Source organism: Desulfovibrio sp. (assembly GCF_018379785.1).
Classification (GTDB): Bacteria; Desulfobacterota; Desulfovibrionia; order Desulfovibrionales; family Desulfovibrionaceae; genus Desulfovibrio.
In genome coordinates, this window is sequence record NZ_JAGZUV010000028.1 from 17,933 (window position 1) to 36,903 (window position 18,971).

The 18,971-nt window shown below is 65.2% G+C and carries 16 protein-coding genes; 8 read left to right on the forward strand and 8 right to left on the reverse strand.

Annotated features, from left to right (window positions below):
• Positions 1-28: 28 nt before the first annotated feature.
• Both KH208_RS07775 and KH208_RS07780 read left to right on the forward strand, forming a co-directional pair.
• Complete coding sequence (locus KH208_RS07775) at positions 29-1,081, forward strand: DHH family phosphoesterase (protein WP_291435260.1); 1,053 nt, start codon at positions 29-31, stop codon at positions 1,079-1,081.
• A 14-nt stretch (positions 1,082-1,095) separates the two neighbouring features.
• Complete coding sequence (locus KH208_RS07780; protein ID WP_291435262.1) at positions 1,096-1,851, forward strand: methyltransferase domain-containing protein; 756 nt, start codon at positions 1,096-1,098, stop codon at positions 1,849-1,851.
• 13 nt (positions 1,852-1,864) lie between these two features.
• Here the strand turns inward: KH208_RS07780 and KH208_RS07785 are convergent, their stop codons facing one another.
• The 5 genes from KH208_RS07785 to KH208_RS07805 all read right to left on the reverse strand — a co-directional run bounded on the left by KH208_RS07785 (position 1,865) and on the right by KH208_RS07805 (position 7,218).
• Positions 1,865-2,524, reverse strand: a complete 660-nt coding sequence (locus KH208_RS07785; protein WP_291435264.1) for a GntR family transcriptional regulator — start codon at positions 2,522-2,524, stop codon at positions 1,865-1,867.
• A 167-nt stretch (positions 2,525-2,691) separates the two neighbouring features.
• Entirely contained in the window at positions 2,692-4,092 is a 1,401-nt protein-coding gene (locus KH208_RS07790; RefSeq protein WP_291435266.1) for a Na+/H+ antiporter NhaC family protein, read from the reverse strand.
• Between the two features lie 99 nt (positions 4,093-4,191).
• A complete protein-coding gene (locus KH208_RS07795; protein ID WP_291435268.1) occupies positions 4,192-5,199 on the reverse strand; it encodes a D-cysteine desulfhydrase in 1,008 nt (335 codons plus the stop codon).
• 85 nt (positions 5,200-5,284) lie between these two features.
• Positions 5,285-5,989 (reverse strand): amino acid racemase, encoded by a 705-nt coding sequence (locus KH208_RS07800; RefSeq protein WP_291435269.1) that lies wholly within the window; start codon positions 5,987-5,989, stop codon positions 5,285-5,287.
• 20 nt (positions 5,990-6,009) lie between these two features.
• The gene (locus KH208_RS07805; protein WP_291435271.1) at positions 6,010-7,218 is read right to left on the reverse strand and encodes a dicarboxylate/amino acid:cation symporter; all 1,209 of its coding nucleotides are present in this window, start codon (positions 7,216-7,218) and stop codon (positions 6,010-6,012) included.
• A gap of 486 nt (positions 7,219-7,704) precedes the next feature.
• Here KH208_RS07805 and KH208_RS07810 point away from each other — a divergent pair, with 486 nt between their 5' ends.
• The 6 genes from KH208_RS07810 to KH208_RS07835 all read left to right on the forward strand — a co-directional run bounded on the left by KH208_RS07810 (position 7,705) and on the right by KH208_RS07835 (position 14,511).
• Positions 7,705-8,502, forward strand: a complete 798-nt coding sequence (locus KH208_RS07810) for a 2-amino-3,7-dideoxy-D-threo-hept-6-ulosonate synthase (RefSeq protein ID WP_291435273.1) — start codon at positions 7,705-7,707, stop codon at positions 8,500-8,502.
• Between the two features lie 5 nt (positions 8,503-8,507).
• Entirely contained in the window at positions 8,508-9,491 is a 984-nt protein-coding gene (locus tag KH208_RS07815) for a 3-dehydroquinate synthase II family protein (RefSeq protein ID WP_291435275.1), read from the forward strand.
• 4 nt (positions 9,492-9,495) lie between these two features.
• Positions 9,496-10,716 carry a prephenate dehydratase gene (pheA, locus tag KH208_RS07820; RefSeq protein ID WP_291435277.1) on the forward strand — a complete coding sequence of 407 codons (1,221 nt, stop codon included), beginning with the start codon at positions 9,496-9,498 and terminating at the stop codon, positions 10,714-10,716.
• A 4-nt stretch (positions 10,717-10,720) separates the two neighbouring features.
• A complete protein-coding gene (locus KH208_RS07825; RefSeq protein ID WP_291435279.1) occupies positions 10,721-12,154 on the forward strand; it encodes a 3-phosphoshikimate 1-carboxyvinyltransferase in 1,434 nt (477 codons plus the stop codon).
• Positions 12,151-12,936, forward strand: coding sequence for a prephenate dehydrogenase (locus KH208_RS07830; protein ID WP_291435281.1), 786 nt, complete (start codon positions 12,151-12,153; stop codon positions 12,934-12,936). Before KH208_RS07825 ends, KH208_RS07830 begins: the two co-directional genes overlap by 4 nt.
• Positions 12,937-13,059: 123 nt before the next feature.
• A complete protein-coding gene (locus KH208_RS07835; RefSeq protein ID WP_291435283.1) occupies positions 13,060-14,511 on the forward strand; it encodes a sensor domain-containing diguanylate cyclase in 1,452 nt (483 codons plus the stop codon).
• On the opposite strand, the gene KH208_RS07840 is transcribed toward KH208_RS07835, so the two are convergent.
• From KH208_RS07840 to KH208_RS07850, 3 genes are read right to left on the reverse strand one after another with little or no spacing between them, the layout of a single operon-like run.
• Positions 14,504-15,754 carry an MFS transporter gene (locus KH208_RS07840; protein ID WP_291435285.1) on the reverse strand — a complete coding sequence of 417 codons (1,251 nt, stop codon included), beginning with the start codon at positions 15,752-15,754 and terminating at the stop codon, positions 14,504-14,506. The genes KH208_RS07835 and KH208_RS07840 overlap by 8 nt on opposite strands.
• Before the next feature lie 48 nt (positions 15,755-15,802).
• Positions 15,803-17,446, reverse strand: a complete 1,644-nt coding sequence (locus tag KH208_RS07845; RefSeq protein WP_291435287.1) for an amidohydrolase — start codon at positions 17,444-17,446, stop codon at positions 15,803-15,805.
• Between the two features lie 36 nt (positions 17,447-17,482).
• The gene (locus tag KH208_RS07850) at positions 17,483-18,967 is read right to left on the reverse strand and encodes a tripartite tricarboxylate transporter permease (protein ID WP_291435289.1); all 1,485 of its coding nucleotides are present in this window, start codon (positions 18,965-18,967) and stop codon (positions 17,483-17,485) included.
• Positions 18,968-18,971 lie beyond the last annotated feature (4 nt).

Here is an 18,971-nt window from a genome sequence, read left to right on the forward strand (position 1 = left end):
CGCCCACAGGCGGGCCAAGGGGAGGGCCATGCCGATCAACGCCGAACACATCGCCGGTTTCAAGCAATGGCGGCAGAATCTGGACAAGGACGACCGCTGGTGCATCATGATCAACGCCGATCCGGACGCCCTGGCGGCGGCCATGGCCCTCAAACGGCTCATGCTGCACAAGGTGCACAGCGTGGACATCATGCGCATCAATGAGGTGAGCAGGCCGGACAATCTGGCCATGATCCGCTATCTGCGCATCCCGGCCAAACCCTGGCAGCCTGAAAAGGCGGGACAATACACCCGTTTCGGCATGGTGGACTCCCAGCCCGCTCATAATAAGGCCTTTGCGGGCATCCCCTTTGACCTGATCATCGACCACCACCCCCTGACGGATCTCACGGACTGCACCACTCCGACGGCCTTTTGCGATATCCGGCCCGGCGTGGGAGCCACCAGCACCATGATGACACGCCTTCTCCAGAGTCTGCGTGTGCGCCCTGGCCCGCGGCTGGCCACGGCTCTGCTCTACGGCATCCGCACGGACACGGCGGCCTTTGAGCGCTCCGGCGGCGAAGAGGATCTGCGCGCCTATCAGTGGCTCTCCCACCATGCGGACAACAATCTGTTGCGGCGGATCAGCCGCAGCGAATATCTGCGCGCCTGGCTGCCGCTCTTTTCGCGCGCCTTCCGTTCGCTCACCGACTGCCGGGGCGGCGGAGCCCACGCCACGCTCGGCGAAATCAAGAGCGCGGACCTGCTGGTGGCCATTGCCGACTTCTTCACCCGCGTGCACGGCCTGAAATGGATCGCGGTCAGCGGCATTGTGGACAAGACCGTGATCGTGATCTTTCGCGGCGACGGCGGCCGCGATATCGGCCGTCTGGCCGACGCCTGCTTTTACGACGTGGGCACCGCGGGCGGGCACCGCAATCTGGGCCGGGCGGAATTTCCGCTTTCCGCCGTGCCCGAGGGCGTCAAAGCCGCCGACTTCGTGCGGCAACGCCTGGAGACACGCAAACTGCGGCCCAAAGCCGCGGCCCAGCCCGTCCCTCCGGCCCCGGAACCGGCCCACCCCGTCGCCAAATCCTGATCGCGCTGAAAAAAATGGACTGGAACCCCGCGCTTTACCGGAAAAGCCACGGTTTTGTGGCCGAATACGGCAAAAATCTGCTGGCCTGCGTCCCGGAGGACGCCGGTCAGTGTATTCTGGATTTCGGCTGCGGTACCGGCGAGCTGACCGCCGCCCTGGCCCGGAAAGCCGGGCAGGTGATCGGCGCAGACCAGTCCGCCGCCATGATCCGGGCGGCGCGCGAAAAGTGCCCCGGTCCGGAATATCATGTTCTGGACGCGGCCGGTCTGGCCGCCCAGGGCTGGACGGCCCGTTTCGACCTGGTCTTTTCCAACGCGGTCTTTCACTGGGTTCAGGATCAGGACGCGCTGCTGCGCACCCTGCACGCGGTTCTGAAGCCGGGCGGCCTGCTGGTCTGCGAATTCGGTGCCCAAGGCAACGTGGCAGCCGTGTGTTCGGCCTTTGCCTCGGCGCTGGCGGCTCGCGGCCGGACCCCGGCCGAACCCTTCTATTTCCCCACCCCGGCGGCATACCGCCGGAAACTGGAAACAGCGGGCTTTCAGGTCCGGCAAATTGAGGCCTACGACCGTCCCACGCCCCTGTCCGGCGGCGAAAACGGTCTTGCCCACTGGCTGGAACAGTTTTTCGCCGGGGATCTGGCCGGTTTTGACCGGGCGGAACAAGTGAAAATCTTCCGCGAGGTGGAACGCGCCCTGCGGCCGCGCCTCTGGGACGGGGAGCAGTGGGTCGCCGATTACCGGCGGCTCCGGCTGCTGGCCGTCAGAAGCTGAGCGGCTTGGGGCCTCACTCCTCCCGGCGGCCGCAGACCAGGGCCAGGCGGCGGCCCGATTCCGCATAGTGCTCCAGCAGGGTCCGCTGGATATGCTGGGGATCGCGCCCGCGCACGGCGTCATAAATGACTTCGTGCCGCTGATAGAATTCGCGCGGTGAAAAAAGCGTGTCCCAGCATTTGTAGTAGAGGAATTTGGAGATATGCGCGCAGGAATTGCGCGCGATGCCCGCCATCAGGCGGTTGCGGCAAGGGGCCAGCAGGGCGTCGTGAAAGGCTTCGTCAATCTGGCTCAGCGCGGCAAGACCGGCGGCGGCACGGCTCTGACGCTCCATTTCGGCCAGAATTTCCTTCACTCCGCCCAGGGCCTTGCCATCCCAGCGCTCCAGGGACTGGACAATGCAGGCCCCTTCCAGAGTGCCGCCCAGGCAATAGCTGTCTTCAATCTCCCGCGCCGTAAGATGCCGGATGAACTTGGCCTTCTGCGGCAGACCCGTGACCAGACCCTGTTGCAGCAGGCTTTGCAGGGCTTCGCGCACCGGCCCCCGGCTGATGCCGAGATGTTCGGCGATCTCGGTTTCACGGATGGGGTCGCCGGGCGAAAGGGTACCGTCCAGCAGGCGCTGCTTGATATGGGCGATGGCCTGGGCGCTGTACGTCTTGACCTGAGGCAAGGGGGACTCCTCATGTTTTTGTCCCATGAGGTAGACTTACGCCGGCGTTATGTCAACATTTCCGGACGCGAGCGCGCCTCTTCCCCCCTCCCGTGCCCGCAGGAACAATCAGCCCTGCCCCGGACAGCCGCTCATCGGGCTTGTCCGGGGCAGGCAAGTTTGCATTGCTAGGCTGTTTCCCCGTTTTCGCCGGACTCGGCGAAACGGCGGTTCCAGCCGGTCAGGACCGAGAAGAGCAGCACCGCCAGCAACGCCCAGGAGTAGGGATTGTACAGAGCCGCGCTGATGGGCGGCGCGGCGATGCCGTAGCTTTCGGCCGCGCTGTAGAGAGCGCCGTACCAGGCTGCCACGGCGATATGCCAGGGCAGGATGAAGAAGACCGTGCACACCGCGCAATCCATGAGGTTGGCGCGCCGCGCCGCCGCCAGGCGGAATTTTTCGCCCATGGGACGCACCAGGCTGGGGCCCACCAGAAGCTCCGCCGGGGCGTTGGCCGAAATGGGAATGGACGCCAGAATGGTCACCCCCACAATAAAGAGTTCGGCCTGACGCACGGTGGCCACCACGCTTTTCCGGGCGAACTCCAGAATCTTGCCCATGATGCCGCATTCCACAAGAATCTGGGTCACGGCCAGAATCAGGACAGCGAAGATGATGGCCCCCACCACGCCGTCGATGCCGGACTGGATGATGCCCGTGGAACCCCCGGCCTTGGCCGGAATGCCGAAAATGTCGCCGGGCTTGAGCGTGCCCACGCAAATGCCCGCCAGGGCCGCGGCCACGTTGCCGTAAATCAGGGCTTCAATGATATGCCTGCCGCGCAGGGCCGCAACCACGACCACCACCAGGGCCAGCAGCATGAACACGCCCGACGGATTCAGCGTGGCTTTGATTTCGGGCAGTACGCGCACCTCTCCGCCGCCGCCCAACATCAGAAAGGCGATGCCCGAAATGACGGCCGCGCTCATGGCCAGCGGAAAGCGGCTGCGCACCACCTCGCGCATGCTCGCGCCCTGGGTGTACGCGGAAACAATGGTCGTGTCCGACACCGGGGCCAGATTGTCCCCGAAGGCCGCGCCGGACAGGATAGCCAGCCCGAGCATGGCCGGGTCCGCCCCCAGAAAGTAGCCCGCCGGGTACAGCACGGGCGTCAGGGCGATGCAGGTGCCCGTGCTGGTGCCCGTGCCCAGCGCGAAAAGCATGGCCGCCAGAAAGACCAGCAGGGTGAAGACCGCGCCCTGCGCCCCGGTGGCCATGCCCAGCCAGAGCAGGCCGTTGACCAGGCCCCCGGCGGCCATGAGTTTGCCGAAAACCCCGGCGAACAGCCAGGCCGTGACAATGACGATGCCCGTCTTGTCGCCGATGCCGCGCATGGCGGCCTTGCAGTATTCCGCTTTGTCGCGGGCGAAAAACAGCCCCACGGCCAGGGCCAGCCAGGCGCAGGCCCAGAAGGGCTTGGTGCCGCCGCGCCCCGCCACGGAGAGCCAGACCAGGCCCATGACAAGAATGGCCAGAGGTACAAGCCCGCCCCACATGCCGCCGTACATTCGCAATGTCTTTTCCTGCATGGTCCTTTTCCTTGTGCTTGTCCCGGCTGAGCCGGAAAACTGGCGGGAAAGAGCCGCGCGCCCGGCTCAGTCAAAACGCGCGGGCGCGCGGCGGGCCGTTTACGTATTCTTGCGGAAGGAATCCAGATAGGCATAGAGCGCCGGGGAACCGCCGGTATGCAGGAAAAGCAGGTTCGCGCCTTTTTTGAAATGATCCTTGCGCACCAGGTCCATCAAACCGGACATGGCCTTGCCCGAATAGACCGGGTCCAGCAGGATGCTTTCGGTGCGCGCCAGAAGCTTGACCGCCTCCACCATGGCGTCGGTGGGCAGGGAGTAGCCCGGCCCCACGTAATCGTCATAGGCCACCACGGCATCGCGCGGAATATCCATGTTCACGCCCATATATTCGGCCGTGTCCCGCATGAGCTTGTGCACAGCCTCTTCCTGCACGGGCTTTTTGCGGTTCACGCCGATGCCCGTGACCGGAATGTCCATGTGGCAGCCCAGCAGTCCCAGCAGAAAGCCCGCATGCGTGCCCGCGCTGCCGCTGGGCACAATGATGTGATCAAAGTTGAGGCCCTGCTCGAACATCTGCTGCATGAGCTCCTGGGCGCACTGCACGTAGCCCAGCGCGCCCACGGGATTTGAGGCCCCGCCGGGCACGATGTAGGGCTTGCGGCCCTCACGCCGCAGCATCTCGGCCTTTTTCTCCATTTCAGCGGCCATGTTGCTGCCGCCGGGCACCACGCTGATGGAGCTCACGCCCATCAGTCGGTAGAGAAAATTGTTGCCCGAGGCTTCGGGCCTGTAGCTGCCGGGCACGCGCTCCTCCAGCACCAGATGGCAGTCCAGGCCTTCCTTGACCGCCCAGGAAAGAGTCAGGCGGCAATGGTTGGACTGCACGGCCCCGCAGGTGATGATGGTGTCCGCGCCCTGGGCCAGCGCGTCGGCAATGGAGAAATCCAGCTTGCGGGTCTTGTTGCCGCCGCCCGCGCCGGGCAGCAGGTCGTCCCGCTTGATCCAGATGTTGGCCTTGTTGCCTAGGGCCCTGCTGAAGGCGGGCAGGAATTCCAGTGGCGTGGCCTCTTGCACATAGCCGCGACGGGCGAAGCGAGCCAGATTCATGTAGTTTCCTCCTGAATCAGATGTTTGTTGTTCAGCCGTTGTCCGGCCACCGGGGAACGCCCCTGATGGCTGTTGCCGGAAAAAATCAATGTGGGGAGGTACGCCCCTTGGCCATGTCCACCACGGTCCGCGCCAGTACATCGGCGGCATCCACCTGGGGGCAGTCCGCCCGCGCGCCGATGACACCGAGTTCCGTACAGGCGACGATCAGCACCGCCGCCCCCCTGCTCCGCACGTGCCCGGCTATCTCCGCAAAGGCCGCGCGCGCCGCCTCGTCCGCGCGGCCCGCCTTGACATCTTTGATGACCTGCAAAAGGCGTTGCTCCCACGGACCGTCGGCATACAGGGGAGTCAGGCCCAAGGCCGCGCAGGGGCCTTCGTAAAGGCCGGTGAGCCGCACCGCCGGCGAAGCCAGGATGCCCGCCGCGCCGCCCGGCGCGAGTTCCGACGCGGCCCTGACCGTGAGTTCAACCATATTGAGCACCGGAATGCCCACAGCCGCCCGCACCTCGCCGTAATAGTTGTGCGCCGTGTTGCAGGCCATGCACAGAAAATCCGCGCCCCAGGCCTCCAGCCGCCGCGCCATGTCCGCCAGACACGGGCCGGGAGAAACCCCGCCGCCCTCCAGCAGGGCCTTGATGCGCGAGGGCACCTTGGGGTTGTTGTCCACAATGCAGCGCACATGGTCCGCGTCGTCGCGGGCGTCGGTATGGGCGATGATGCGGCGCATCAGATCCACCGTGGCCTCGGGCCCCATGCCGCCGAGAATGCCCGCCGTCTTTTCCTTCATGGCTTTGTCCTCCACGATTCTCAGACGTTCATGGCCGCCCCGCGCGCGGGGTCCATATCCGTTTCCAGACGCGAAACCACAATGGCCCCCGTGGCATCGCCCAGCACATTGATGGTGGTGCGCGCCATGTCCATGACCCGGTCCACCCCGGCCACCAGGGCGATGGCTTGCAAGGGGATGCCCACCTGCGTGAAGACCATGGTGATCATGATCAGCGCCGCCCCCGGCACGCCCATGGAGCCGATGGAGGCCAGAAGCGCCATGAGAACGACGGTCAGCTGCTTGTCCGGCGGCATGGGGATGCCGTAGATCTCAGCCGCGAAAATGGCCACGATGCCCATATAGATGGCGGCCCCGTCCATATTGATGGTATTGCCCAGGGGGATGGAGAAGCTGGAGACGCTCCGGGAGGCTCCGAGCTTCTGCACGCTCATGAGGTTGGAGGAGAGGGCCGCCGCGCTGGAGCAGGTGGTAAAGGCAATGAGCAGGGGCTCGCTGATGCCGCGCAGGAAATGTCCGGGCCTGACGCCGCTGAACTTCACGCAGGGAAAATAGACCAGCAGTATTTGCAGGATGCAGGCCAGATACATGACGGCCACCAGCTTGATGAGCGGCAGCAGCACTTCCAGCCCATGGGTGGCGACGGTATAGGCCATAAGCCCGAAAACACCGATGGGCGCATAAAGCATGACCATGGAGGTCACGCGGATCATCACTTCGGCCATGCCGTCAAAAAACGCCGTGACGACCCTGACTTTTTCGCCGCAGATACTGAGGGAAAAACCCAGCAACACGGCAAAGAAAATAATTTGCAGCATATTGCCCTTGCTCAGGGCCTCAACAGGATTGATAGGCACGATGCCGAGCAGCACCTGGGTGAGGCTCGGAGGGACCACGTCCTTGGCCTTGAGGCCGGTGGTGGAAAGATCAAGCCCCAGACCCGGCTGAAAGATATTGGCGAGGATCAGGCCGATGATGATGGCCACGGCTGTGCTGGCGAAATAATAAACCAGGGTTTTTCCTGCCACGCGGCCCAGGCGGCCGATGTCCCCCACGCTGGCCGCGCCCGCCACCAGCGTAGCCAGCACCAGCGGCACCACCACCATGCGCACAAGGTTGATGAACAACTGCCCCAGGGGTTTGAACCACTGCGGGTCCATGTTCCAGTACTGGGCGGATGCGCCCGCCATGATGCCCAAAACCATGCCGATGCCCATCTGGGTCGGCAAACTTATTCTCCTTTTCCCGCTCATACTCGCTCCTCACGTCGGGCCGCGGCGTGCGTCCCGGCAGAAGGTTCACCGTCGCCGACGGGCGGCGGCCTGGGTTTACGGAAATATTCCGGCGCTCCTTGTTAAAAGTTAAATGTTAACATTTGATTCAATTAATTTGTGTCATTTGTCACAAATGCTGTCAACAAAAAAATCTCCCGTAATTTTTTATTGACATCCGCCAAACCTGGAGCTACTCACATTCCAACACGGAGTTTTACGTCATGTCCCGATTTGTTCCCGCCATTGCTTCCTCGTACGCCGCCGGCTTCAGCTGGTATTTTTTTGCGTACTTTACCGAAGCCTGTGGTCGGGAACTTCGCTGACGTCCATTGTCCGCAAGTTCAAAGGGCCGCAGGCAACCACCTGCGGCCCTTTTTGTTTCCGGCCGCAGGCGGGCTGTCCGCAAAAATGCTGACACGCAACAAGAGAAAGGAGTTCCCCATGTACCTCGGCAAAAAAGTCCGCCTGGAGCGCATCATCAATCGTGAAAACGGCCGTACCATCATCGTGCCCATGGACCACGGCGTCACCATCGGCGCGGTGGATGGCCTGGTGGACATGCGTGAGGCCGTCAACGACATGGCCATGGGCGGCGCGGACGCGGTGCTCATGCACAAGGGCCTGGTGCGCTGCTCGCACCGCAGCGCGGGCAAAGACGTGGGCCTCATCGTCCACCTTTCCGCCTCCACGGCCCTTTCGCCCTGCGGCAACACCAAAACCCTGGTGGGCACCGTGGAGGAAGGCATCAAGCACGGCGCGGACTGCGTCTCCGTGCACGTCAACCTGGGCGATCCCAACGAACGCCTGATGCTGGCCGACCTGGGCCGGGTGGCCGAAGCCTGCGACAACTGGCACATGCCCCTGCTGGCCATGATGTACGCGCGCGGCCCGCAAGTGAAAAACAGCTACGATCCCGAAGTGGTGGCCCACTGCGCCCGCGTGGGCGTGGAACTGGGCGCGGACATCGTCAAGGTGCCCTACACCGGCGACATCGAAAGTTTCTCCGACGTGGTTTCGGCCTGCTGCGTGCCTGTGGTCATCGCGGGCGGCGAACGCATGGAATCCACCCGCCAGATTCTGGAAATGGTCCATGATTCCCTCAAGGCGGGCGGCGCGGGCATTTCCGTGGGCCGCAACGTCTTCCAGCATCCCAGCCGCGTGAATCTGGTCAAGGCCCTGCGCGCCATCGTGCACGAGGACGCCGACGTGGATCAGGCCCTCAAGATCGTGGGAGAGTAAGCTCCATGTCCCGCATCTATTTCCGTTGCGCGCCCTTTGACAAAGGGCAGGTGACTCTGGCCCTGGAATCCGGCGTGGACGGCGTCATCGTGCCGCGCGACCATCTGGAGCAGGTGGCGGCGCTGTCGCGCTGCCCGGTCTGGGCCGAGGAGGACGTGGCCGTGGCGGCGCTTACGGTCAAGGCTGACGAGGAAGCCGTGCTGGCCCGCCTCAAAAACGGCGAGCGCGTGGTGCTGGCGCGCGGCTGGGAGGTCATCCCGGTGGAGAATCTGCTGGCCCAGAGCGACGCGGTGCTGGCCGAAGCCGGGACTCTGGACGAGGCCCGCCTGGCCGCGGGCATCCTGGAACGCGGCGTGGACGGCATTGTGGTGCGGCCTGAAGCTCTCGGCGAGCTCAAGGCCATCGTGGCCCAGTGCAAGCTCTCCCAGGGCCGCGAGCATCTGCTCCCCGGCGTGATCACCCGCGTGGAATCCGTGGGTCTGGGGCACCGGGTCTGCGCGGACACCCTCTCCCTGCTGCGCCGGGGCCAGGGCATGCTGGTAGGCAATTCCAGCGCCTTTACCTTTCTGGTGCACGCCGAAACCGAACACAACGAATACGTGGCCGCGCGGCCTTTCCGGGTCAATGCCGGAGCCGTGCACGCCTACACCCGCCTGCCCCACGACAAGACCACCTATCTGGGCGAACTGCGCGCCGGGCAGGAAGTGCTCATCGTGGGCGCGGACGGCGAAACCAGCGTGGCGACCTTGGGCCGGGTCAAGATCGAGGTGCGGCCCATGCTCCTGATCGAAGCCCGGGTGGAGTGCGAGGGCGGGGCCAAAACCGGCGCCATCTTCCTCCAGAACGCGGAAACCATCCGGCTCACGGGTCCGGACGGCACGCCGCTGAGCGTGGTGGGCCTCAAGCCCGGCGATACGGTGCTCTGCCGCATCGACGATGCGGGACGCCATTTCGGCATGCGCGTGCGCGAAGAAATCCGGGAGGTCTAGGGGCATGGACGACGCCAAGGCACATTGGTCCCAGGGCCGGGATACGGAAAACGGAAGGGGGGGCGCGCAACGCCTGTCCGCCATCCGCAGGGAAATCGACAGCGTGGACCTGGAGCTGCTCCGGCTCTTCAACCGCCGCGCGGACCTGAGCCTGGAAGTGGGCCGGATCAAGGCCACGGAACCGGGCATCATCTTCAAGCCGCTGCGCGAGCGCGAGGTGCTGGACGGCCTGGCGGCCAAAAATCCCGGCCCCCTGCCGGAGGAACATCTGCGGGCCATCTGGCGGGAGATCTTCTCCTCCTCGCGCGCCCTGCAACGCCCGCAGAACGTGGCCTACCTGGGACCGGAAGGCACCTTCTCCTATTTCGCGGGCGTGGAGTATCTGGGCCACGCGGCCAGTTTCCACCCCTGCGGGGACATTGCCCAGATTTTCGAGGAGGTCAGCTCCGGCCAGTGCGAACTGGGCGTGGTGCCCCTGGAAAACTCGCTCCAGGGCACGGTGGGCGTGAGTTTTGACCTTTTCCTCAAGCACGAGGTCTTCATTCAGGCCGAACTTTTTTCGCGCATTTCGCACTGCCTGCTGAGCAACGCCCCGGCCCTGGCCGCCGTGCGCACGGTCTATTCCCACCCCCAGCCCCTGGCCCAGTGCGGCGGCTGGCTGCGCGCGCATCTGCCGGGCGCGGCCCTGACCCCGGTGGAATCCACGGCCGCGGCGGCCCAGCGCGCGGCGGGACAGCCGGACGCGGCGGCCATCGGCCACGGCAAACTGGCCGACATGCTCGGCCTGGGCGTGCTGGCCCGGCGCATTGAGGACGAGCCCGGCAACTGGACGCGCTTTGTGATCATCGGCCCCAAATCGGCCCAGCCCGGCCAAAGCGGCACGGCGCCCCGGCCCATGCCCGGCCACACCGGCGCGGACAAGACATCCCTGCTCTTCACCCTGCCGGACAAGGCCGGTTCCCTTTCCACGGTGCTGGACCTGCTGGCCGGGAACGAAATCAACATGCGCAAGCTGGAATCCCGCCCCCTGCGCGGCCAGTGCTGGAAATACGTCTTTTTCGCGGATGTGGAGAGCGATCTGGAAGACCCGCGCCACGCCGCCCTGCTGGAGCGGCTGCGCAACGCCTGCACCAGCTTCCGCATCCTGGGCAGTTATCCCACCGGCCCGCAGCTGGACCGCATGAGTCTCAGCGGGAACGACGCTTCCGACGAACAAGGTATGTAAAACCATGCTTCAGAACACAGATCAGACAGTCGTTACGGTCACGGCCCCGGCCTCCAAATCCCTGTCCCACCGCTACCTCATCGGCGCGGCCCTGGCCGGGGGCGAGTCCACGGTGCGCCACACCCTGGAAAGCGCGGACCTGGAATGCACCAGGGCCATTCTTTGCGGCGCGGGCGCGCGCATGGAAGCGCTCGACGCCTCCGGCAACGGGGCGGGAAACGGCAGCGGCGGCTGGCGGGTTCAGGGACTGGGCGGCGCGCCGCGCGGCGGCCGGGGGCGCCCCCTGGATTGCGACGTGCGCGAATCCGGCACCACCTGCCGCCTGCTCACGGCCGTGCTGGCCGCCGGTGAGGGCCTGTTCCGCATCCACGGCTCGGAGCGCATGCACGAGCGCCCCATCGGCGATCTCACCGATGCCCTGACCCGCCTGGGCGCGGGCGTGGCCTTTGAGGGCAGGCCCGGCTGCCCGCCTCTGCTGCTCCAGGCTCACGGGCTGAACCCCGCCCTTGCCGACGGCGTGACCCGCCTGGGCATGGATGTATCCAGCCAGTATTTTTCCGGCCTGCTGCTGGCCGCGCCGTTCTGCGCCACGCCGCTCAGCGTGGAGCTGGCCGGGCGCAAAGCCGTGTCCTGGCCCTATGTGGGCCTGACCCTGCAATGCCTGACGGATTTCGGCATCAGCTTCAGCGTGGAAACGCGCAAAAACGAGGCCGCCCCCTGGCAGGTCCTGCCGGAAGGGGCCTGGCGCGATCTGGACGAAGCCCGCCCCGGCTGCCTGCGCGTCAGCGTGCGGCCCGGCGCGTACCGACCCGGCGACTATACGGTGGAGGGCGACTGGTCCGGCGCGTCCTATTTTCTGGCAGCGGGGGCCCTGGGCCGCAGGGCCGTGCGTGTGCAGGGCCTGCGCGCCGCTTCCCTGCAGGGCGACCGCGCCATGCTGGACATCCTCCGGAAGATGGGCGCTCGTCTGGAGGTAGAGCCCGACGCGGTCACGGTGTACCCCTCCGAAATGCACGGCGTGGCCCTGGACATGGGCTCCTGCCCGGACCTGGTGCCCACGGTGGCGGTGCTGGCCGCCTTTGCCAAGGGTTCCACGCGCATCAGCAACGTGGCCCATCTGCGGATCAAGGAGTCGGACCGCATCAACGCCCCGGCCACGGAACTGGCCAAGACGGGCGTGACCGTGGACGAGCTTTCGGACGGCATGCTGGTCAACGGCATGGGCGGCCTGGCCGGACACCGCCGCAACAAGCCCGATTCGCCGCGCCTGCCCGAAGGCGCGACGCTGTCCGCGCACAACGACCACCGCATGGCCATGTCCCTGGCCCTGCTGGGCCTGCGCGTTCCCGGCCTGCGCGTGCGCGAACGCCTGGACGACCCCACCGTGGTGCGCAAGTCCTTCCCGCGGTTCTGGGACGTCTGGAGCCGACTGCAATGAACTCTGGCAAAAACGCTCCCGGAGCGGCTATCCCGGCCAAAACCGTCATCATCGGCGCGACCGGGCGCATGGGGGCCATGCTCCGCGCCCGAGCCCTGGCCGCCGGGCTGGCCGTGGCGGGCGCGGACCAGCCCCTGACGCCGGAAATTCTGGCCCCGGCCTGCGCCGGGGCGGACCTGGCCCTGATCTGTGTGCCCGCCGCCGTGTTCGAGGACGTGCTGCTGCGCGTGCGCCCGCATCTGCCGTCAACGGCGGTGCTGGCCGACATTACCTCGGTCAAGGAACAGCCCCTGCGCCAGATGGAGCGGCTCTGGCCCGGCCCGGTGGTGGGCACCCACCCCCTTTTCGGCCCCCAGCCCGACCCGGATGCGGACCAGCCCGTGGCCGTGACCCCCGGCCGCAACGCCACGGATAGGGATCTGGCCATGGCCGAGGGTTTTTTCACGGCCCTAGGCTGCCGGACCTTCCGGACCACGGCGGAAAAGCACGATCAGGCCATGGCCCGCATCCAGAACATGAACTTCATCACCAATCTGGCCTATTTCGCCCTGCTGGCCGGGCAGAAAGACCTGCTGCCCTTCCTCACCCCGTCCTTCCGCCGCCGCCAAAACGCGGCGCGCAAGATGCTCACCGAGGACGCGCAGCTCTTCGCCGGTCTGTTCGAGGCCAATCCCCACAGCCACGAGGCCGTGCGCCAGTACCGCCAGATGCTCAATCTGGCCGCGGCCGGAGACATCGACCTGCTCTGCCGCCGCGCCCAGTGGTGGTGGAACACGAAATAGCGTTTCCGATCCCCGCTCCGCCTTGCGCCGCCCCGCGCTTCGTGGCAGAACAGGCTATCCGGTTCCGTTCCGGCCGAACTGTAAAAAAGCCTTTCGCGCGGCGAGTTTCGTTGCGGGGATCTCATGAGATATATTCTGCGCCATATCAAACTCATTGTCTGCTGTATCATCATCCTGGGTTTCGCCTGCGTCACGTTGGAAAGCCATCGCGCCTACAAGCAGGTTTTCGACCACAACATCCGCAGCATCTCGGAGCTCGGCTCCCTGACCATCTATCATGAAATCGACAAGGCCCTGAGCATGCCCGTGGCCGTCTCCCTGTCCATGGCCAACGACAGCTTTCTGCAGGCCTGGCTTGAGGAAGAACAAAAGCGCCCCGGCAACGCCGGGCATATCCGGCAATTGCAGAATTATCTGGCGGGACTGCAAAAAAAATTCAAATACAATTCCGTCTTTGTTGTTTCCGAGGCCAGCCGGACCTATTTTCACTATGAAGGCAAATCCGGCAAAACCATCTCCCCGCGCAACGCCCGCGACGCATGGTACTACGGCTTTGTGAACAGCGGCCGCCTCTACGGTCTGGACGTGGATACGGATGAGGCGGACCACAATGCGCTTACGGTCTTCGTCAACTGCCGCATCGACGACGACAACGGCAAGTTGCTGGGCGTACTGGGCGTGGGCATGAAGATGCACCGCCTCCAGGATATCCTGACTTCCTATGAGCGACGTTTCGCGCTCAAGGCATATCTGGTCAACGACGAGGGCGTGATTCAGGTCGCCTCGGACAGCGCGCTGATTGAAAAACGCAATCTCTTCGCCACACCGCCGCTGTCCGAACTCAAGGACAAACTGCTCGGGCACAAGGACGAAACCGAGGGGCGCTGGTCCGGCCTGGGCTCGCGGAACATCTGCATGCTGTCCCGTTATGTGGACACCCTGGGCTGGTACCTGATTGTGGAAAAGGATACCTCCCCGCTCCGGAGCGCATTCAGAGTCCAGCTGATCCAAAGCGCGGCCACGGCCCTGCTGGTGATCGCCGCCGTTCTGCTGCTCATTTCCTATCTCATGAACCGCCACAGCCGCATGCTGGAGAAACTCGCGGTCACGGACAAACTGACCTCCCTGCCCAACCGGGGCGCGCTGGGCGACATCATCAGCCGGGAGGTGGAGGCCACCCGCGACTGGAAGCGGACCTGCCACGCCTTTCTGTTCGATGTGGACTTCTTCAAGCAGATCAACGACCGGCACGGGCACCTGGCCGGTGACCGCGTACTGGTGCTGGCGGCCCGGCTGGCCCGTGAAAGCGCGGGGGAAAGCGGCATGGTGGCGCGCTGGGGCGGCGATGAATTCTTCGGCCTGATCCACGCTGACGCGGAAGAGAGCCGTGCCCTGCTGGAACGGCTGCTGGCCGCCGTGCGCGAACACCCGGAACTCAGGGAACTGGGTGTTTCCTTGAGCATCGGCGTGACCCGCATTGAAGAGACGGACGATATGGACAGTCTGGTCTCACGCGCGGACGAAGCCCTGTACCATTCCAAAAACGACGGCCGGGACCGTCTCTCCTTTATCTGATCCGTTCCGGTGTTGCCGCCGCGGCATGCCTGCGCGCGGCGCTTTCCACGGCCTCGCTTTCGCGCAGCAGCAGCGTCAGCCCCAGCGAGGCCAGCAGGCTCACGCCGAAAATGACGTCCGAGGCGGCGTAACTGCCGGTGAGGTCATGGGAAAGGCCCATGACGGGAAAGCCCGCGCTACGCAGAATGATGAAGATGGAAATGAACTTGTAGGACGGCAGAAAATTGCCGTTGCCGAAAAAGTAGGAAACCACGGCGGGCAGGATGGTCCACAGGCCGCCGATGCAGGCGCCGAAGCTCAGGCTGAAGGCCGTCATGCTCCAGAGGCCGGGCGGCAGAAAGCAGAGGGCCAGGCTCGCCGAACTGCAGAGCATGACCAGACGCGCGGCGAAAAGCGGCGTGAAGCGGTCGCAGACCCAGCCCCAGGCGTATTTGGCCAGGGCCGCGAACAGCGCCGCGGCGCAGGCCAGCAGCATGGCCGGGTACGCTTCCAGCCCCAGATCCGCGAAACGCGGCTTCATCTGGCTCATGATCGACGAACCGGCCATCAGGGCCATGCCGAAGGCCAGCCCCAGAAACCAGGCGTGCGGCTCCCGCAGCATGCCGGAAAACGAGACCTCCGCGGGAGGCCGCCTGGAACGCCGGGGCTCGCGCCGCCTGCCGTCGGGGTGCAGATGCATGGCCCGGGGCGAGTCGCGCACCAGAAACCAAGCCAGCGGGGCCAGAGCGCAGGTCAGCAGGCCCAGAACCAGATAGGCCGTGCCCGCGTCGAAATGCCGGATCAGCACCAGGCTCAGAAACGGCAGCGCCACGCCTGAAAGAGACGTCCCCGCGTTGGCCAGGCCGAAGGCTCGGCCCCGGTAATGATGAAACCAGTTGTTCATAAGGGCGTTGCCCACCACCCCGCCGCAGATCTGGGTGCAGACCCAGGCCACGGTGAACAGCAGGGTATAGAGCAGGATGTTCCCGGTAAGGCCCATGAACGCCGTGGCCGCGCCGCCAGCCAGCGCCCCCAGGGTCATGAGCCGCCGCAGGGAGCAGCGGGCGGAAACGGCGGCGGCCAGAGGCATGGCCAGTTGTCCCATAAGCGCGGCAAAGCCCATGCTGAGATTGAGTCCCGCCCGGGTCCAGCCGTGGACTTCGCACAAGGGTTCCATGAAGGCGTTCATGCAGTAGAGCACGCTGCCCTGCAGCATAAAGTTGCCGCCCATGGAAAGCAGGCTGATCTTCCATCCGTAAAACACGCTTCTCCCCCGTGCCGCGCCCGCAACGCGGCTGCGGCGCGCGCCGCCTCAGCATTCCCCGAACACGAGCTCATTGCCCACCAGCACGCCGGCGACGCTGATGCCGCGCAGGCGCGGGGGGGCCACGGTCAGCGGATTCTCGGCCAGAATGGTCATGTCCGCCAGCTTGCCCGGCTCAAGGCTGCCCTTGATCCGCTCCTCGTGAAACTGCCGGGCCCCCCAAGTGGTCACACTGCGCAGGGCCTCCAGCACCGGGATGGTTTGCTCTTCTCCCAGCACGCGGCCCGAAGCGGTGCGCCGGTTGACGGCCGACCAGACCGAAAGCAGCGGGTCCATGGGCGTCACGGCGGAATCGTTGTGATTGGTAAAGGGAATCCGCCGTTCAAGGGCGCTGCGCAGGGGGTTGATGCGCCCGGCCCTGTCCGGGCCGAGAAAAATCTCGTGATGCCTGTCCCCCCAGTAATAGGTATGCACCACAAAGAAGGAGGGCACCACGCCCAGCCGCCTGATGCGGTCCAGCTGGTCCTCGCGCGCGGTCTGGCAGTGAATGATGATATGACGCCTGTTCACGTCGGGCAGGGCTTTCTGGGCCTGCTCATAGGCCTCCAGCACGTCGTCGATGGCCGCGTCGCCGTTGGCGTGCACGGCGACCTGCCAGCCCTTTTTGTGGTAGCCCGTGATCAGCTCCGCCAGGGCCGCGCGCGTATGGATGGCATAGCCGCGCCACTGGCCGGGAAGCCCGGCGTCGAGAAGCTTATGGTAGGGATTGCTCAGATAGCCCGTGTAGCCCTGGATGCTGCCGTCCTGAAAGAGCTTGACCGCGCCCAGGCTGAGTTTGCCGTCCCCGGTCAGCCAGGTGCCCGGCGCCGGGTCGCGCGGGGCCAGGCTGAAGTCGAACAGGCCGTGCTTGGGCAGAAGCTGGACCCGGTTCCTGATGATGCCCGCCGCATGCGCCTTGAAATAATTGTGCCACATGGCCGTGGTCACGCCGCCGTCATGGGCCGTGGTCACGCCCTTGGCCAGGTAGTCCTCGCAGGCCCGGCGGGCTGAAATCAGCCACAGCTCGCCGGTCATGGCCGGAGCCGCCTCCAGCACCCTGTCCATGGCCGCGGGCTCCTCCACAAGGCCGGTCAGGGCCCCGTCCGGCCCCCGCCGGAACAGCCCGCCCGCCGGGTCCGGCGTGTCCGGGCCGATGCCCGCCGCCGCCAGGGCCAGGCTGTTGCACAAGGCCGAATGCCCGGAAATGTGCCGCAGAAACAGCGGATGCTCCGGCACGAGAGCATCCAGTTCCGCCAGGCTGAAGTGGCGTTTTTCAGCCAGGCCCGTGTCATCGTAGCCCGCGCAGAGCAGCCATTCGCCCTTGGGCGTTTTCTCGGCTCCGGCCCGGATGCGCCCAGCCAGTTCCGCCAGGGTCTTCAGACCGCCGATGGGCGCGGCAAAGGCGTCCAGATACAGGGCGTTGTACATGCCCGCGCGCATATAATGGCTATGGCAGTCGTAAAAGCCGGGCAGCATGGTCCGTCCCTTGAGGTCCACGAGCCGCGTGTCCGGGCCGCGCAGGGGAGCCACGTCATCCGGTCCGCCCACCGCCGCGATTCTGTCGCCGCGCACGGCCAGGCAGGAGGCCGTGGAAGCGCGCGAGTCCATGGTCAGGATAGTTCCGTTATGATAGATATGGGTGGCGGCAGGCATAGCGCGTCCTTCTGTTTTTTTAGGGTAGTGGCGGCCTCAGCGCCGAGCCGCGGCTTTTTTCCATTCCTTGCGCAGCAGATTGAACAGGATGAACAGGCTGATGCACAGAAAAACGGCGCACACCGGCCGGGTGAGAAAGACCGTGTAGTCATTGTCGGAAATACTCAGGGCGCGGCGAAAATTGGTTTCAATGATGCCTGAGAGGATCATGGCCAGCAGCAGCGGGGCCAGCGGAATGGAAGCCTTGGTCATGATCCAGCCCAGGATGCCGAAGACCGCCATCACCCCCAGATCGAAATTGGAATTGTTCAGGGCGTAGCCGCCCACCACACAAAGCGTGGTGACCAGCGGCATGAGGATGCCGCCGGGGATGCTCACGATTTTCGAAAACACCCGTACCGATGCCATGCCCAGAACCAGCATGAAGACATTGGCCAGCAGCAGGGAAATGAAGATGCTGTAGACCAGGGCGCCCTGCTCCTGAAAAAGCAGCGGGCCGGGCGTCATGCCCTGGATCATCAGCGCGCCCAGAATGACGGCGGTGACCACGTCGCCGGGAATGCCCAGGGTCAGCAGGGGAATGAGCGCCCCGCCGGTCACGGCGTTGTTGGCCGACTCCGTGGCCGCGAGCCCCTCTATGGCCCCGTTGCCGAAGGCTTCCGGATGCCTGGAATTGCGCTTGGCTTCACTGTAAGCCGCGAACGAGGCCGTTCCCGAACCCGTGGCCGGCACAATGCCGATAAAGGTGCCGATCAGCGAGCCGCGCAGCAGCGCGCTTCTGTTGGCCCAGATTTCCGCAAGGGAGATGCCCTTCCTGGAAATGTTCACGGCCGAAAGACGCTTGCCGCGAAAAATGTCCTCGCAGGTGAGAAAAACCTGCGAAAGCGCATACAAGCCAACCAGAGCCGGGATCAGCGACACGCCGTTGATCAGGTTGGCGGAATCAAAGGTCAGGCGCAGATTGCCGGTGAGCGGGTCCATGCCCACCATGGCGATGAGCAGGCCGAGGCAGGCCGCGATGCAGCCCTTGAGCAACGCTCCCTCGGACAGAGTCGCCACGATGGTCAGGCCGAAAATGCCCAGGGCGAAATACTCCGGCGCGCTGAAATTCAGGGCGAAACGCGCGAGCTGCGGGGCCACCCCGGCCAGGATGAAGCAGGAAAACACGCCGCCGATGAAGGAAGCCACGGTGGTCATTTCCAGGGCGCGCAGCGATTCCCCCCTGGCGGTCAGCCGGGGGCCTTCAAGCATGGTGGCCGCGGCCGCCGCCGTGCCCGGCGTGCTGACCAGAATGGCCGTGATGGAACCGGCGTAAATGGCCCCGCAGTACATGCCGAGCAGGGAGGAAAAGGCCACCACCGGGGGCAGCCCGAAGGTCAGGGGGATGAGCAGGGCCACGCCCATGACGGCCGTGAGCCCCGGCAGGGCTCCGAACACGATGCCCAGCGCCACGCCCAGAAGATTCGCCAGCAGCGCCTCAAAGCCGCACGCCGCGGCCAGTGCCGAAAGGAAAGTATCCATAGGC

Bases quoted from the DNA above. Each gene is read 5' to 3' on its own strand.
- pheA (WP_291435277.1), top strand. From the start codon at position 9,496: ATGGACGACGCCAAGGCACATTGGTCCCAGGGCCGGGATACGGAAAAC.
- KH208_RS07815 (WP_291435275.1), top strand. From the start codon at position 8,508: ATGTCCCGCATCTATTTCCGTTGCGCGCCCTTTGACAAAGGGCAGGTG.
- KH208_RS07800 (WP_291435269.1), bottom strand. From the start codon at position 5,989: ATGAAGGAAAAGACGGCGGGCATTCTCGGCGGCATGGGGCCCGAGGCC.
- KH208_RS07775 (WP_291435260.1), top strand. From the start codon at position 29: ATGCCGATCAACGCCGAACACATCGCCGGTTTCAAGCAATGGCGGCAG.
- KH208_RS07780 (WP_291435262.1), top strand. From the start codon at position 1,096: ATGGACTGGAACCCCGCGCTTTACCGGAAAAGCCACGGTTTTGTGGCC.
- KH208_RS07845 (WP_291435287.1), bottom strand. From the start codon at position 17,446: ATGCCTGCCGCCACCCATATCTATCATAACGGAACTATCCTGACCATG.
- KH208_RS07825 (WP_291435279.1), top strand. From the start codon at position 10,721: ATGCTTCAGAACACAGATCAGACAGTCGTTACGGTCACGGCCCCGGCC.
- KH208_RS07795 (WP_291435268.1), bottom strand. From the start codon at position 5,199: ATGAATCTGGCTCGCTTCGCCCGTCGCGGCTATGTGCAAGAGGCCACG.
- KH208_RS07810 (WP_291435273.1), top strand. From the start codon at position 7,705: ATGTACCTCGGCAAAAAAGTCCGCCTGGAGCGCATCATCAATCGTGAA.
- KH208_RS07830 (WP_291435281.1), top strand. From the start codon at position 12,151: ATGAACTCTGGCAAAAACGCTCCCGGAGCGGCTATCCCGGCCAAAACC.
- KH208_RS07850 (WP_291435289.1), bottom strand. From the start codon at position 18,967: ATGGATACTTTCCTTTCGGCACTGGCCGCGGCGTGCGGCTTTGAGGCG.
- KH208_RS07790 (WP_291435266.1), bottom strand. From the start codon at position 4,092: ATGCAGGAAAAGACATTGCGAATGTACGGCGGCATGTGGGGCGGGCTT.
- KH208_RS07835 (WP_291435283.1), top strand. From the start codon at position 13,060: ATGAGATATATTCTGCGCCATATCAAACTCATTGTCTGCTGTATCATC.